The 15,336-nt window shown below is 70.8% G+C and carries 14 protein-coding genes and 1 riboswitch; of the genes, 5 read left to right on the forward strand and 9 right to left on the reverse strand.

Translation table 11 applies throughout. The annotated features are described in order from the left end of the window. Positions 1-13: 13 nt before the first annotated feature. The 4 genes from O7595_RS09385 to O7595_RS09400 all read right to left on the reverse strand — a co-directional run bounded on the left by O7595_RS09385 (position 14) and on the right by O7595_RS09400 (position 4,754). A complete protein-coding gene (locus tag O7595_RS09385) occupies positions 14-1,684 on the reverse strand; it encodes an ABC transporter substrate-binding protein (RefSeq protein ID WP_269728258.1) in 1,671 nt (556 codons plus the stop codon). 212 nt (positions 1,685-1,896) lie between these two features. Next, positions 1,897-2,679, reverse strand: coding sequence for an enhanced serine sensitivity protein SseB C-terminal domain-containing protein (locus O7595_RS09390; RefSeq protein WP_269728259.1), 783 nt, complete (start codon positions 2,677-2,679; stop codon positions 1,897-1,899). 114 nt (positions 2,680-2,793) lie between these two features. Beyond that, positions 2,794-3,552 (reverse strand): enhanced serine sensitivity protein SseB, encoded by a 759-nt coding sequence (locus tag O7595_RS09395; protein ID WP_269728260.1) that lies wholly within the window; start codon positions 3,550-3,552, stop codon positions 2,794-2,796. Between the two features lie 512 nt (positions 3,553-4,064). After that, positions 4,065-4,754, reverse strand: coding sequence for an AAA family ATPase (locus tag O7595_RS09400; RefSeq protein WP_269728261.1), 690 nt, complete (start codon positions 4,752-4,754; stop codon positions 4,065-4,067). Between the two features lie 131 nt (positions 4,755-4,885). Next, positions 4,886-4,983, forward strand: a riboswitch (glycine riboswitch). A gap of 160 nt (positions 4,984-5,143) precedes the next feature. Here O7595_RS09400 and gcvT point away from each other — a divergent pair. From gcvT to O7595_RS09420, 4 genes are all read left to right on the forward strand, one after another. Beyond that, a complete protein-coding gene (gcvT, locus tag O7595_RS09405) occupies positions 5,144-6,259 on the forward strand; it encodes a glycine cleavage system aminomethyltransferase GcvT (RefSeq protein WP_269728262.1) in 1,116 nt (371 codons plus the stop codon). 55 nt (positions 6,260-6,314) lie between these two features. Then, entirely contained in the window at positions 6,315-6,689 is a 375-nt protein-coding gene (gene gcvH / locus O7595_RS09410) for a glycine cleavage system protein GcvH (RefSeq protein WP_138053026.1), read from the forward strand. A 27-nt stretch (positions 6,690-6,716) separates the two neighbouring features. Then, positions 6,717-7,976 carry a serine hydroxymethyltransferase gene (gene glyA / locus O7595_RS09415; protein WP_269728263.1) on the forward strand — a complete coding sequence of 420 codons (1,260 nt, stop codon included), beginning with the start codon at positions 6,717-6,719 and terminating at the stop codon, positions 7,974-7,976. Positions 7,977-8,166: 190 nt separating this feature from the next. Continuing rightward, entirely contained in the window at positions 8,167-9,537 is a 1,371-nt protein-coding gene (locus O7595_RS09420) for an L-serine ammonia-lyase (RefSeq protein WP_269728264.1), read from the forward strand. A 195-nt stretch (positions 9,538-9,732) separates the two neighbouring features. Here O7595_RS09420 and O7595_RS09425 read toward each other — a convergent pair whose 3' ends face one another. Then, positions 9,733-9,948: an EF-hand domain-containing protein gene (locus tag O7595_RS09425; RefSeq protein WP_138053029.1), complete on the reverse strand. Its 216-nt coding sequence runs from the start codon at positions 9,946-9,948 to the stop codon at positions 9,733-9,735. A gap of 94 nt (positions 9,949-10,042) precedes the next feature. On the opposite strand from O7595_RS09425, the gene O7595_RS09430 reads away from it, so the two are divergent. Continuing rightward, positions 10,043-10,681 (forward strand): GNAT family N-acetyltransferase, encoded by a 639-nt coding sequence (locus O7595_RS09430; protein WP_269728265.1) that lies wholly within the window; start codon positions 10,043-10,045, stop codon positions 10,679-10,681. Between the two features lie 98 nt (positions 10,682-10,779). On the opposite strand, the gene O7595_RS09435 is transcribed toward O7595_RS09430, so the two are convergent. The 4 genes from O7595_RS09435 to O7595_RS09450 all read right to left on the reverse strand — a co-directional run bounded on the left by O7595_RS09435 (position 10,780) and on the right by O7595_RS09450 (position 15,307). Beyond that, entirely contained in the window at positions 10,780-11,952 is a 1,173-nt protein-coding gene (locus tag O7595_RS09435) for a YncE family protein (protein WP_269728266.1), read from the reverse strand. Positions 11,953-12,431: 479 nt separating this feature from the next. Beyond that, positions 12,432-12,935, reverse strand: coding sequence for an ATP-binding protein (locus O7595_RS09440; RefSeq protein ID WP_332328141.1), 504 nt, complete (start codon positions 12,933-12,935; stop codon positions 12,432-12,434). Between the two features lie 273 nt (positions 12,936-13,208). Further along, positions 13,209-13,976, reverse strand: a complete 768-nt coding sequence (locus O7595_RS09445) for an enoyl-CoA hydratase/isomerase family protein (RefSeq protein ID WP_269728268.1) — start codon at positions 13,974-13,976, stop codon at positions 13,209-13,211. Positions 13,977-14,059: 83 nt separating this feature from the next. Beyond that, complete coding sequence (locus tag O7595_RS09450; protein ID WP_269728269.1) at positions 14,060-15,307, reverse strand: L,D-transpeptidase; 1,248 nt, start codon at positions 15,305-15,307, stop codon at positions 14,060-14,062. Positions 15,308-15,336: the final 29 nt, after the last annotated feature.

Consider the following 15,336-nt stretch of genomic DNA (forward strand, 5'->3'; position numbering starts at 1 on the left):
CCCATGCGGTGTGCTACTTGAAGGAGACCTCGGCGAAGTTCTCCTGCGTCAGCGGGGAGACGTTCGGCGGGTTGACGTTCTTGCCGAAGGCGATGGCCGGCGGCGAGGACGAGATCGGGAGCCCCGGCAGGTACTCCATGATCGTCTCATTGGCCTTCTTGTACGCGTCCACGCGCTTGGCGGCGTCCGCCTCCTTCGACGCGGCGTTCACGGAGTCGAAGACCTTTGCCTCGTCGAAGCCCCACTGCTTGTCCTTCTTCGCGAACCAGGTCCCGATGAAGTTGAAGCCGTCGTTGAAGTCACCGGTCCAGCCCAGCATGTGCAGGTCGCAGGAACCGGCCTCGGTGGCGTCCAGGTAGTCCGGGGCCCACTTCATCGGCTTCGGGGTGACCTTGATGCCGGCCTTCTCCAGGTCGGCCTTCATCAGCTCGAAGATGTCCTGCGGAGCGGGCATGTACGGGCGGGTGACCTCGGTCGGGTAGCAGAACTCGACCGCGAGGTTCTCCTCCTTGGCGCCGGCCAGCAGCGACTTGGCCTTCGCGGTGTCGAAGGGGTACTTCTTCACGTTCTCCGAGAAGCCGGCGACGGTGTCCGGCATGAACTGGGTCGCGACCTTGCCGCCCTCGGGGAGCTGGGTCTTGACGATGTTCTCCCGGTCGATGGCGTGCGCGATCGCCTGACGCACCTCGGGCTTCTTCAGCGCCGGGTTCTTCTCCTGGGTCATGCCGAGGTAGAAGAGGTTGAAGACGTCACGGGTCGGCACCGTGAAACCGGCGCCTTCGAGGGTCTTGATGTCGGCGGGCGCGACCAGGTCGTAGCCGTGGATGTCACCGGCCTGCAGCGCCTGACGCCGGCCGTCCTCGGTGTCGATCGTACGGAAGACCAGGTTCTTCACCTTGGCCTTCTCGCCCCAGTAGTCGTCGAAGCGCTCGAGGGAGACTTCCTTGTTGCCCTTGTTCCACTTCGTGATCCGGTACGGGCCGGTTCCGGCGACCGTGCCGGCCTCCTGGCTGTACTTGGGATAGGTGATGGCGTCACCCTTGGAGGTCGCCTGCTGCTTCTTGTACTCCTCGAGCGCCTTCGGTGAGTGGATCGCAAGGGCCTGGAGGGAGAAACCACCAGGCAGGTTGGCCGAGGGCTCGTTGACCTCGATGACCGCCGTGCTGTCGTCCTTCGCGGTGCAGGACTTGTAGTTCGCCTTCGGAGCCTCCGGGTCCTCGTTCTTCGCGAACCCGCCCATGATCTTTCGCCAGTAGTACGACACGGCGTCCAACTGGTACGTGCCCGTCCAGTTGAACCAGTGGTCGTAGTTGGCGCACACCGCGGCGGCGTTGAACGCCTCACCGTCGTGGAACTTGACGCCCTTGCGGAGGTTGAACGTCCAGACCGTGCCCTCCGGGTTGCTGGACCACTTCTCCGCGAGACCTCCGACGAGCTCGCTGCCGCCGGACTCGTGCTCCAGCAGTGCCTCGAACGCCTGACGGGTGACCCGGAAGGTCTCGCCGTCGCTCGCGAGGGCGGGGTCCAGGGAGCCCGGGTCGCCCGGGGCACCGAAGACGAAGGTGTCCTTGTCGCCGCCCTTGTCGCCGTCCTTGCCGCGCTCACTCGCACAGCCGGTGGCGACGAGGCCGACCGCGACGGCCGCTGTGATCACTTGGACGGCTCTGGACTTGAATATTGGCATGGTCCACCCCTGGAATCCGCCTGTGGAGGAGGTCTTGACCGGCCGAACACTACAGACGAGTCCCGAACGGGAGAACAGTCCGCATAGCGGTGATGCACAGTCGAGACCCGGACACTCGCCAAACCGGTCCGATCCCGGACATCGGCCCTCGTCCCGTTAACTTCCCGGACACACGGCCCGGTTGGCCGGGGCGGTGCGGCCCCGGCGGGCCCTCAGCGGGGGAACTGAGCGGGAGGGTATCCGTAGCCGGACTGCTGGGGAGGACCGGCGTGGGCCTCCCGGTCGTAGAACGGGCGGGTGTTGGCCCGCAGCCACATGGCGACCGGGTCGTACTCGTCGGACATGGCGACGGTCGACACCGGAAGTCCGTCCGGCACTGCGGCGATCGACTGCTGCATCATGGCGCGCACCGACTCTACGGACTGCCGGCCCGTGTCGTAGAGGTCCAGGCCGATGGCGAGGTACGGGGCGCCGAGCGACGGCTGCACCCAGGCCCTGCGCAGGGAGCGGACGGCAGGGGTACGGTGCGCGTTCTGCGTGAGCAGGGCGTAGAACTGGGGGATCTCGATGGCCGGTTCCGTCAGGCGCAGCGGACCGGCGGGCATCCGGTCGAGGCCGGTGGCGATCCGGCGCAGATCGGGCCAGGGAACACCGACTCCGCCGCCCGGCGCGTGCGGGTTGAGCCAGATGCCCCAGCGGTCGGGGAAGAGGGCGCGGGCGACGTCGGCGCCGGCGGCCACCTCGTGGGCCCTGGTCCAGCCCGAGGCGGAGAGCTCCTGCGCGGAGGTGACGCAGGGCGCGTATCCGAGGCCGTCCACCTCCATGTTCCCGTACTGGGCGTCGGGGGATCCGGCCTGGCCGTGCCAGAGGAGCATCCACACCCGGCCGTCGGCGAGCGCCTGCAGCAGCGCCTCGTACGCGTCGTAGCGCCCGGGCGTCACCTGGCGCAGCATGTGCTCGACCTGCCCGGCCGCCGCGGTGCCTGACGCACTCACTCTGGGTCCCGCCCCTCTTCGATCCGCCGTTCCCTCGGGCCGCCCTGGGCACGCGAGTGCGGCGACCACGTCATCAAACCAGCTTAAGCGGCCGTACTGACACCAACTTGACGTCTACGCGTACTGCCGGGTGTAGAAGGGCCGGACCCGGGTCAGCATCCAGTCGCCGACGGGGTCCTGGGCGATGTCCAGCAGGACCAGGTTGACCGGCCACTGCACGGCGACCCGGCCGAGCGCACGGCCGAGTGCGTCCATGGGGGCGTTCCGGTCGGGGCCCTCGAAGGCGGAGAGCTGGACGCCGACGAACAGGACCGGCGGGCCGCCCTCGATGCTGGCCAGGATCCGGCGGGCGGTCTGGACGACGCGGGTCGACTCGAACTCGCCGGCCGCGGCGGCGAGGAAGTCGACCGGCTCCTCCTGCCAGTCGGGCTCGAAGAGCCGGACCCGGCCGCCGCTCGCCGGGCCTCCGGCATGGGAAGGGCCCCCGAGCGGCGTGCGGCCGGCGCGGCACAGCTCGGCGACGGCGGGCGGGGGCAGCGGTACGCCGACGGCGCCGCCCGGGTTCACGGCGATACCGAGCTGCGGGGGCAGGCCCCGGGCGAACTCGACGGCGGGCGCGACGGTGCCGGACATGTGGTCGCCCGCGCCGAGGCGGAACTGCTCCTGGGAGCTGAAGACGGGGACGTACGGGGCGCCGTCGATGCCGATCGTCGGCAGGTCGAGGTCGGCGCTGTCCGGCCCGCCGCCGTTGGGCAGCGGAACCCACACGGCGCTCCGCCCGAGCACCTCCACGATCCGCCCTCCGGCCGACGGGTTCCCGACCGATGCGGCCAGCACCTCTTCGAGCTCATTGGCGGGCCATGTCGTGTCCACTGTGATCCCTGCTTCCCCCGCCGACCCGAGCCGGGCGGCCGTGACGTCCTGCGACAGCAGGGTAGCGGGCGCGGCAGGCGCGTGCCGCGGGCGCGGACACCGGGGCGGGGAGGCACTGGTGCGCCCGCATACCGGCAGGACGGAGACCGCCCGGTGTCCGTGTGGTCCATGACCCGCGTGGGGTCCGCCGGACGCCACCGTCGGCGGTACGGGAGGAGCCGGCCGACGGGCTCCCGACAGCGGGGAGACGGGTCGCGGGTCCGTGCGCCACCCGGGGGCATGCGCGGGGCGACCAGCCCGGGCGGCCACGCCGACCAGCGGGCGCGACCGAGCCCGCAGCCCGGAACCGCCCGTCTGCGGCCCGGTGCCCCAGGGCCCGTGGCGCGGCCCGAGCCGACCCGGCCACGTCCCCGCGCACCGGCCGCGAAGCCGGCCGGTCCGGTCCTGTCGTCGGCCCGTGGGGCCGTCGGGCCGGTCGACCCGCCCACCGCGCCTCGCCCGGCCTCAGGTCCTCAGGGCGTCTCGGTGAAGCCGATCCGGGTGAGCGCGGAGGCCGCCGCGCGGTCGAGGAGGGTCGCGGAGGCGCAGCCCGCGGGGAGGTGGCCGCGTTCGGCCGCGCGGAGGAGGTGGGAGACCGCTCGGCGGTGGCGGGCGAAGGCGTAGCCGGAGACGCCGCGGCCGCGCTCCCGCTGGCCCGCGCGGGCGGTCTCGGGGGTGACGTCCAGCAGCAGCAGATGGAGGTCGCGCCCCCGTCTGCGGGCCTCCCGGGCCAGCCAGCGCCGGACCCACGACTGGGTGCCGCAGTCGTGCACGATCACGCTCTCGCCGGAGCGCAGCGCCCGGCGCAGGCCCGCGTAGTGCGCGAGCCGGACGAGCGGACGGTAGACGGCGTACGGCAGGGCACGGGGCATCCGCCGGTCCCAGCGGTCCCGGGCGTCCTGGGAGTCGATCCCGCCCCCGTCGGCCGCCCGCCGGATGAGCGTGGACTTTCCGCTGCCGGGCAGCCCGGAGATGACGACCACGTCGCCGCGGCGGAACACCAGGGCGCGTGGGCCGCGCCCCTCGCGTTCCCGCAGGTCACGCACGAGGGGCTGGGCCGTGGTGAGGCCGATCGGCAGGCCGGGGCGGGTAGCCCCGGCGGCTCGGGGCCGGGCGGGGACCCCTGCGGTCGCCGGACAGGCACCGGACTGCTGCAACGTCATCAGCTCACTCTCCCCCTGTCGGGTCTCGAGACCCTGCCCAAGAAGCTTAAAGAAAAGGTAATGACCGACAAGTGATTTGCCGACGAGGGCACCCGTGCAATGATGTCCGCGCAAACTGCATACCGGCCGCTTGAATCCGCGCGGGAGAGTCCCGGCCACTGTGTGGGCCGGGCGCCGAAGGAGCAAGTCCCTCCCTTGAATCTCTCAGGCCCCGTACCGCGCGCGACGAGGCAGATCTGAAAAGCGAGCCGCAGTCCCTGCGGTTCCACCCAAGGTGCAAGTCACGCCCTCCGCGTACGTCCGCTACGTGTGGTCGTGACGAACCTCTCAGGTTTCGATGACAGATGGGGAGGATCGTCCTCGCCAGTCATGCCCTGGGAGCCCCATCCATGAGCAACGCCCCCCGTCTCACCGCCCTTGATGCCCTGCATCGCTCGCTGGGCGCGACCATGACCGATTTCGCCGGCTGGGACATGCCGCTGCGGTACGCGAGTGAGCGCGACGAGCACAACGCCGTCCGCTCGAAGGCCGGTCTCTTCGACCTCTCCCACATGGGCGAGATCACCGTGACCGGACCGCAGGCCGCCGCCCTGCTGGACTACGCGCTGGTCGGCAACATCGGCGGCGTCGCCACCGGCCGCGCCCGCTACACGATGATCTGCCGCGAGGACGGCGGCATCCTCGACGACCTGATCGTGTACCGCCTCGGCGACACGGAGTACATGGTCGTCGCCAACGCCTCCAACGCGCAGATCGTCCTCGACGCCCTCACGGAGCGTGCCGAGGGCTTCGACGCGGCAGTACGCGACGACCGGGACGCATATGCGCTCATCGCCGTACAGGGACCCGAGTCGCCCGGCATCCTCAAGTCGCTCACCGACGCCGACCTGGACGGACTGAAGTACTACGCCGGCCTCCCCGGCACCGTCGCCGGCGTCCCGGCATTGATCGCCCGTACCGGCTACACCGGCGAGGACGGCTTCGAACTGTTCGTCGAGCCGCGGCACGCGGAGACGCTGTGGCGGGCGCTGACCGAGGCCGGTGCTCCGGCCGGTCTCGTGCCGTGCGGCCTGTCCTGCCGTGACACGCTGCGCCTGGAGGCGGGCATGCCCCTGTACGGGCACGAGCTGACCACGTCGCTCACCCCCTTCGACGCCGGTCTCGGCCGGGTCGTGAAGTTCGAGAAGGAGGGCGACTTCGTCGGCCGCAAGGCCCTGGAGGCCGCCGCCGAGCGTGCCGCCACGAACCCGCCGCGCAAGCTGGTCGGCCTGGTCGCCCGGGGCCGCCGGGTGCCGCGGGCCGGGATGGCCGTGGTCTCCGGGGGCCAGGTCGTCGGCGAGGTCACCTCCGGCGCGCCGTCGCCGACCCTGGGCAAGCCGCTCGCCATCGCCTACGTGGACGCCGCGCTCGCCACGCCCGGCACCGAGGGCGTCGGCATCGACATCCGCGGTACTCATGAGCCGTACGAGGTCGTGGCGCTCCCCTTCTACAGGCGCCAGAAGTAGTCACTCCGGCATCCCCCATCAGCAGCACTTCCCCGCGTACAGGAGAATTCAGGTCATGAGCAACCCCCAGCAGCTGCGCTACAGCAAGGAGCACGAGTGGCTGTCGGCCGCCGAGGACGGCGTCTCGACGGTCGGCATCACGGAGCACGCGGCGAACGCCCTCGGCGACGTCGTGTACGTCCAGCTCCCGGAGGTCGGTGACACGGTGACCGCGGGCGAGACCTGCGGCGAGCTGGAGTCGACCAAGTCGGTCAGCGATCTGTACTCCCCGGTGACGGGTGAGGTCGTCGAGGCCAACCAGGACGTCGTGGACGACCCGTCCCTGGTGAACTCCGCCCCGTTCGAGGGCGGCTGGCTGTTCAAGGTACGGGTCGCGGAGGAGCCGGAGGACCTGCTCTCCGCCGCCGAGTACACCGATTTCGCCAGCTGACCAGGACTCGACCCTAGGGATCGCGTGATGTCGCTTCTCAACACCCCTCTCCACGAGCTCGACCCGGACGTCGCCGCCGCCGTCGACGCCGAGCTCCACCGTCAGCAGTCCACCCTGGAAATGATCGCGTCGGAGAACTTCGCCCCGGTCGCGGTCATGGAGGCGCAGGGCTCCGTCCTCACCAACAAGTACGCCGAGGGCTACCCCGGCCGCCGCTACTACGGCGGCTGCGAGCACGTCGATGTCGTCGAGCAGATCGCCATCGACCGCATCAAGGAGCTGTTCGGCGCCGAGCACGCGAACGTACAGCCGCACTCGGGCGCCCAGGCCAACGCGGCGGCGATGTTCGCCCTGCTGAAGCCGGGCGACACGATCATGGGTCTGAACCTCGCGCACGGCGGGCACCTGACCCACGGCATGAAGATCAACTTTTCCGGCAAGCTCTACGACGTGGTCGCCTACCACGTGGACGACGCCACCGGCCAGGTCGACATGGCCGAGGTCGAGCGGCTCGCCAAGGAGTCCAAGCCGAAGCTGATCGTGGCCGGCTGGTCGGCGTACCCGCGGCAGCTGGACTTCGCCGCGTTCCGCCGGATCGCGGACGAGGTCGGCGCGTACCTGATGGTCGACATGGCCCACTTCGCGGGTCTGGTCGCCGCCGGGCTGCACCCGAACCCGGTGCCGCACGCCCATGTCGTGACCACCACCACCCACAAGACGCTGGGCGGCCCCCGCGGCGGTGTGATCCTCTCCACGGCGGAACTCGCCAAGAAGATCAACTCCGCGGTCTTCCCCGGTCAGCAGGGCGGCCCGCTGGAGCACGTGATCGCCGCCAAGGCGGTGTCCTTCAAGGTCGCGGCCTCGGAGGAGTTCAAGGAGCGCCAGGAGCGCACCCTGGAAGGCGCGAAGATCATCGCGGAGCGCCTGGTGCAGGACGACGTCAGGCAGGCGGGCGTCTCCGTGCTGTCCGGCGGCACGGACGTGCACCTGGTGCTGGTGGACCTGCGGCACTCGGAGCTGGACGGCCAGCAGGCCGAGGACCGGCTCCACGAGGTCGGCATCACCGTCAACCGCAACGCGATCCCGAACGACCCCCGCCCGCCGATGGTCACCTCGGGCCTGCGGATCGGCACCCCGGCGCTGGCCACCCGCGGCTTCCGGGCCGAGGACTTCCGTGAGGTCGCCGACATCATCGCCGAGGTGCTCAAGCCCTCGTACGATGCGGACGCCCTCAGGGGCCGCGTCTCGGCGCTCGCCGCGAAGCACCCGCTTTACCCTGGTCTGTAAGCAGACCTGCGCACGACCGACGGGGCACCGCGCACACCGGACGGTGAGTGCGGTGCCCCGCACCGTGCACCCGGCGCACACCCGCGCCTTCCTGCCCCGGCCCGCCGGCCGGGGGTCCGGCCCGCGGCACAGCCGCACTGGGACACCGCGTCCCCCGGGAAAGCACAGCCATCCCACAAGGAGTACCCCCGTGGCCATCTCGGTCTTCGACCTGTTCTCGATCGGCATCGGGCCGTCCAGCTCCCACACGGTCGGCCCGATGAGGGCGGCCGCCATGTTCGCCCGCCGGCTCAAGAACGAGGGCCTGCTGGCCCACACGACGGCGATACGCGCGGAGCTGTACGGCTCGCTCGGCGCCACCGGCCACGGCCACGGCACTCCGAAGGCCGTCCTGCTGGGCCTGGAGGGTGGTTCGCCCCGGACGGTCGACGTCGAGACCGCCGACGACGAGGTCGAGCGGATCAAGAGCGAAGGGCGGATCAAACTCCTCGGGGTGCACGAGATCGGCTTCGACTTCGACGAGGACCTGGTCCTGCACCGCCGGAAGGCGCTCCCGTACCACGCGAACGGCATGACCCTGTGGGCCTACGACGCCGAGGGCGGGACGCTGCTGGAGAAGACGTACTACTCGGTGGGCGGCGGCTTCGTCGTCGACGAGGACGCGGTGGCCGGCGAGAACCCCATCGTGCCGGACGACACCGTGCTGAAGTACCCCTTCCGGACCGGTGACGAGCTGTTGCGGCTCTCCCGCGAGACGGGGCTGTCGATCTCCTCGCTGATGCTGGAGAACGAGAAGGCCTGGCGGTCCGAGGACGAGATCCGCGAGGGGCTGCTGGACATCTGGCGGGTCATGCAGGCCTGCGTCTCACGTGGCATGTCCCGCGAGGGCATCCTCCCCGGCGGGCTGAAGGTCCGGCGCCGCGCCGCCACCACCGCGCGCAAGCTGCGCTCCGAGGGCGACCCGCAGGCGCTCGCGATGGAGTGGATCACGCTGTACGCGATGGCCGTGAACGAGGAGAACGCGGCGGGCGGCCGCGTCGTGACCGCCCCGACGAACGGTGCGGCCGGCATCATCCCGGCCGTCCTGCACTACTACATGAACTTCGTGCCCGGAGCAGACGAGGAGGGCGTGATCCGCTTCCTCCTCGCCGCCGGTGCGATCGGCATGCTCTTCAAGGAGAACGCCTCGATCTCCGGCGCCGAGGTCGGCTGCCAGGGCGAGGTCGGCTCGGCCTGCTCGATGGCGGCGGGCGCGCTCGCCGAGGTGATGGGCGGCTCCCCGGAACAGGTGGAGAACGCCGCCGAGATCGGCATGGAGCACAACCTGGGCCTGACCTGTGACCCGGTGGGCGGTCTCGTCCAGATCCCGTGCATCGAGCGCAACGGAATGGCCGCGGTGAAGGCCGTCACCGCCGCCCGGATGGCCCTGCGCGGCGACGGCAGCCACAAGGTCTCCCTCGACAAGGTCATCAAGACCATGAAGGACACCGGTGCCGACATGTCGGTCAAGTACAAGGAGACCGCGCGCGGCGGGCTCGCGGTGAACATCATCGAGTGCTGACGGCACGTCACCCCACGCGTCACCCCCGCGCCTCGCCGCGCCCGTCGCCGCCGGGCGTGCGTGCCCCGGCCCGGGCCCGGCGGCCTCAGGCCGCCGTGCGGACCCGGAGTCCGCGCCGAGGGCCGGCGCCCGGCGTCGGCCCCCGGCGCGGGCGAACTCCGGGGGCCGACGCCGGGCGCGGCGTACGATTCGGTGTCAGGCCTGGTTCAGCGCGGCCCAGAACTCGTCGAAGGTCAGCAGACCGTCGCCGTTGGCGTCCTTGGTCCTGATGACCGCCTCGGCGACCGTCTCGGTCACGTTGAAGTCGCCCAGTTGCGCCATGGCGCTCTTGTACTCGGCGGCCGAGATCAGCCCGTCGCCGTTCAGGTCGAATCGATCGAAGGCCTTGCGTGCCGACTCGATGTCCGCCACAGGTCCACCCCTTCTTGGTGCATCACTGACGCAGGCAAGGTTATCGGCGGGGGCCGCGATCCGGGCGCCGGGGGCCTTCGGGGACGATAAGGGCATGAGCGACGCGGTGGCACGGATTCTGGAAGCGGCGGCACGGGGCGGTTTCCCGCCACCGGACGGCGGCACGACGGTGGTGCCGCAGCCCAGCGCCCGGGACGCGGGTGTACTGGCGTTCACCGCCCACTCGGTGGTGTTCACGGACGCGGACCCGGTGTGGGTGCGCGGCGCGCTGGCCGCGGCCGCGAGCGACCCGCTCGCCGCGAGCATGAATCCCGGCTTCCTGACCGCGCTGATGGCGAGGACCGGCCGCTCGATGAACACCATCGACCTTCTCACGGTCGCCTCCGCGCGGAGCGGCGAGCCCGGGCTGGAGCTGCGGGAGATCGCCGACCCGGACCACCCCCGGGTGGCCCGGGCACTGAAGTTCCGTGACGAGGTACGGGTCTGGGCCGCGGACGGCGGCGTGCTCGTCCTCGGCCGCGGGGTGGCCGGGCGGTGGGAGGCCGCGATCGAGGTGGACCCGGAGGCGCGCGGTGCCGGGCTGGGAGTACGACTCGCCGTCGCGGCACGCCATCTGGTGCCGGGGACGCACGTATGGGCCCAGCAGTCGCCCGGGAACGCCCGCAGCGTACGGACGTTCCAGCAGGCGGGCTACCGGCCGGTGGGCTCCGAGGCCCTGCTCGTGGCCGGGTAGCCGCCGCGATCGCGGCCCGGTCCGCTGCGCACGGGCGGCCGTACGTCGGCCGCGCCCCAAGCCGGTGGTCGCACCCGGCGTCGGGCGTTGGCGGGCGGTCAGCGGAACACGCCCGTGTGTCCCAGGGAGTAGCGGCCGGGCTGGGGGTAGACGGCGAGTCCGTGGGGGCCGCTGCCGACGGGGATGCGGGCGAGCTGCTCGCCGGTCGTGGTGTCGATCGCGTACACCTCGGAGTGGTAGCGCCCCGACAGCCACAGCACCCTGCCGTCCGCGGAGACTCCGCCCATGTCCGGGGATCCCCCGTTCGGCAGCCGCCACTTCTTCGTCAGCCGGTCCTGCCCGAAGTCGAAGACGGAGACCGAGCCTTCGCCCCGGTTGGTCACGTACATCTCACGGGAGTCGCGGCTGACGTACAGACCGTGGCAGCCCTTGCCGGTGGGCAGCAGGTTCGGCGTGGTGAAGCGGTCGCCGTCGAGGACCCACATGCCGTCGGCGACCATGTCGGCGACGTAGAAGGTCCTGCCGTCCGGCGAGAGCTTCACGTCCTGCGGCATGGCGCCGCCGAACGGCAGTTTCTGCTGTCCGATCACCTCCATGCTCTCCGTGTCGACCTTGAGCAGTTCGCCGGAGAACTCACAGGAGACGATGAAGTACCGGCCGTCCGCCGAGAAGTCCGCGTGGTTGACTCCGTAGCAGGTGACGGGCGTCGTCTTGAGCGTGCGCATGGTGTGCGGGTCCCGGAAGACCAGTTCCCGGTCCATGGAGGCCATGACGACGGCGTAGCGGCCGTTGGGCGTGAAGTAGAGGTTGTACGGGTCGTGGACGTCCACCGGCCGGCCCGCGATCCCGGTTGCCGGGTCGATGGGGGTGAGGGTGTGGCCGCGGTTGTTGTTCACCCAGAGGGTCTTCAGGTCCCACGAGGGGACGACGTGCTGCGGCTGGACGCCCACCGGGATGGTCTCGACGACCTTGTAGGTGGCCGGGTCGATGACCGAGACGGTGTTGGAGTTGGTGTTGGGCACGTACACCCGGGACGGGAAGTCCCGCACGACGGGCGAGAGTCTGCCGGGGCGGTCGGCCGCGTAGACGTCCCTGGGGTCGAGCAGCGGCGGCATGCCGGGGAGCCCCAGGGGGACACCGGCCTCCCGGGTCCGAGCCGGCGGCGGGGTCCGTGTCCCCTGCTTCTCCGCGGCGGCCTCGCAGCCGGCGCCGAGGGCCGCGAGCAGGGCGGTCGCGAGGAGCGGCAGGGATCGCTTGGTGAGATGCAGCATCAGTCGGCTCGCTCCGTGGTCGGCGCCCCGGGCGATCCGTGCCCGCGCAGTGGGTGCGATGCCGACGAAAACTAGCGACGGGCCCGGTCCACGCCCACGGTCCGACACACGCCAGGCCGCGCTACATTCGAAGATTCACCCATTCGGCCCGATATTTATTCATCATTTACCAGGCAGGTGGCTAAGTTCACCTTTGATTCAACGTTGCATTGCCGACCTATGGGGAGTTTTGTCCATCTTCGCCGCTTTGGCGAATGACCGAATGTCTGCCATAGTCGGTCCCACGACCCCCATTGACCCGGGCCAGGTCGTCCATAGAGCGGCAGCGCGGATACACCCCACCCCGTCCGCGCCCGCACACACGAAGCCCCCTCGGCGCCGAGACGGCGAAGGGGGCTCTCGTGCGTCCGGGCCCGGCGAGGCCCGCGCACCCGGACGCCGGCGGCGAAGGGGCCCGAGGGCGGTGGCCCCCGCGGTGGTCAGCGGTCCGCGATCCGCATCTCGAACCAGGTCGTCTTGCCGCGCGGCAGCAGATCGACACCCCACCGGTCCGACAGCTTGTCGACCAGGAAGAGCCCACGGCCGCTGGTGTCGAGTTCATGGACCGGCAGCAGGCAGGGCAGACCGCGCGAGGGGTCGCGCACCTCGATGCGGATCCAGCCGCGCCGGCGCAGCATGCGGAGCCCGAACACCCGCGCTCCGGTGTGCCGCACCGCGTTTCCCACGAGCTCCGAGACCAGCAGGATCGCGTGCTCGGCGGTCTGCGGCGAGAGCGCCCACTGACGGAGTACCACCCACTGCGCCAGCCGGCGCGCGGTGGCGGCCGACTGGGGGCGCGAAGGCAGCTCGACCTCACCCTCCGTCGGATCCCCGAACAGCTCCACCGCCTCGAGCGCCCGCCCGTCGTCGACGGCCGGCGTCCACCGCGCGGCGGTCGCGCTGCCGCGCGCCCGTGGTTGCTCCACACCCTCCAGCCCCGCCATGCCCCCATCATGGCCGCCCGAAGGGCCCCCCGTGACCGTTCCGGAGGAATCGGCACCCCGGGGAAGAGGGCCCCGAGGTGCCGGATTGGCATATGACCTTGGCATCCAGGGGGCCTCTGGAGCCCAACTGACCTGCGGTGACGCGCCGCTTACGCGTGATCGCCAAGAGCAGCGACCACTGGGGCCTTAAGGTTCATTTAAGGTTCGATTAAGGCACTCACCGCGTTGACGCGACAGGCGCCGGTGTCCAATCACCTTCCCCGCGAGGCGAGTTCAGACGAACTTGGCCTTGCCCGGGCCCTCCTCGACGAAGCTCCGCATGCCCCGCTCCCGGTCCTCGGTCGCGAACAGGCCCGCGAACCAGTTCCGTTCGATCGCGAGGCCCGTGTCGATGTCCGTCTCGATCCCGGCGTCGACGGACTCCTTGGCCGCCCGCAGCGCCAGCGCCGGCCCCTGGGCCAGCTTCGCGGCCCAGGCGTGCGCCTGCTCGTGGACTTCGGCGGCCGGCACGACGCGGTCGACCAGACCGATGGCCAGCGCCTCGTCCGCCTTCACCTGGCGGCCGGTGAAGATGAGGTCCTTGGCCTTGGACGGGCCCACCAGCCGGGTCAGCCGCTGGGTGCCGCCCGCGCCCGGGATCAGCCCGAGCAGGATCTCCGGCTGGCCGAGCCGGGCGTTGTCCGCGGCGATCCGGTAGTCGGCGCACAGCGCCAGCTCGCAGCCGCCGCCCAGGGCGTAGCCGGTCACGGCCGCGACGACGGGCTTGGGGATGCGGGCGACGGCGGTGAAGGAGTCCTGCAGGGCCTTCGACCGCTTCACCATCGCGGTGTGGTCCATCACCTGCATCTCCTTGATGTCCGCTCCTGCCGCGAACACCTTCTCCCCGCCGTACAGGATCACGGCGCGCACGTCGTCGCGGTCGGTCGCCTCGGCGGCCAGTTCGCGCAGCCGGTCCTGGGTGGCGATGTCCAGGGCGTTCATCGGGGGGCGGTCCAGGCGGATGGTGCCGACGCCTTCGGAGACTTCGAGAGTGACTGTCATACGGGGAGGTTAGCCCCCGTTAACGCCGAGGGGCCCGGTGCCGTGCGTCACAGCACCGGGCCCGTCGTCCGGGTCGCCTCGGACTACTCGGTCCACTCCGCCCAGGACATGTTCCAGCCGTTCAGGCCGTTGTCGGGGGCGATCTGCTTGTCCTTGGAGTTCTTCACGATCACCACGTCGCCGATGATCGAGTTGTTGTACATCCACGCGGCCGGCGTACCGCCGTCGTAGGCGCCGCGCACATCGCGCAGACCGACGCAGCCGTGGCTGACGTTCGCCGAGCCGAAGGTCCCGCGCGAGGCCCAGTAGTTGCCGTGCATGAAGGTTCCGGAGGTCGACAGGCGCATGGCGTGCGGCACGTCCTTGATGTCGTACTCGCCGCCGAAGCCCACGGTGGCGCCGTTCATCCGCGTCACCTTGTACTTCTCGCTGATGACCATCTGGCCGTTGTACGTCGTGGTCGACGGGGCCCCCGCGGTGATCGGGATGGTCTTGAGGAGCTTGCCGTCGCGCACGACCTTCATCGTGTGGGCCTTGGCGTCGACCGTGGAGACCTGGCTGCGGCCGACGGTGAAGGAGACCGTCTTGGCCTGCTTGCCGTACACACCGGGGCGGCCCTCGACGCCGTCCAGGTTGAGCCGGACCGTCACCTTGGTGCCCGCTGCCCAGTACTTCTCGGGGCGGAAGTCCAGGCGGTCGTTGCCGAACCAGTGGCCCTCGATGGGCACCGACGGCTCGGCGGTCACCTTGATGGCCTTCTCCACGGCCTCGGGATCGGTGATGCCGCGGGTGAAGTTGATGGAGACGGGCATGCCGACGCCGACCGTGGCGCCGTTCTCGGGGGTGTAGTGGCCCACGAAGGTGTTCTTGGGGACGAGCGTGGTGAAGGTCGTGTCCTTCGCGGACTCACGGCCCTCGGCGTCCTCGGCGATCGCGTGCACCTTGTACTTGGTGGCCGAGGCGAGGTGCTGCAGCGGCTCCCAGCTCGCACCGCCGGCGGCGATCTTCCCCTCGACGGCGTTGCCCTTGTCGTCCTTGACGGCGACCTCGGTCAGCTTGCCCTTGTCGGCGGTCACCTTGAGCGCGCCGCTCGTGGCGACCGACTTCGCGCCGTCCTTGGGCGCGATGGTGACGACCGCCTGGGAAGCAGCCGTGCCGACCTTGCCCCCCTCCTCGGCGCCCTTGTCGCCGCCGGCCGCGCGGCCGGAGTCGCCGCCGCCGCAGGCGGACACCAGCAGCAGTAGCGCACCCATGACGAGGGCCGGCAGCGCGGTGCGTCCACGTCGCCGGCCCGTCCGGACCGATGCCCCCGATATCGGCTGCCCGTTCACGATCAGTTGTCTCCCCTCGCACGGCCTGG

Source organism: Streptomyces sp. WMMC940, from assembly GCF_027460265.1.
Lineage (GTDB): Bacteria > Actinomycetota > Actinomycetes > Streptomycetales > Streptomycetaceae > Streptomyces.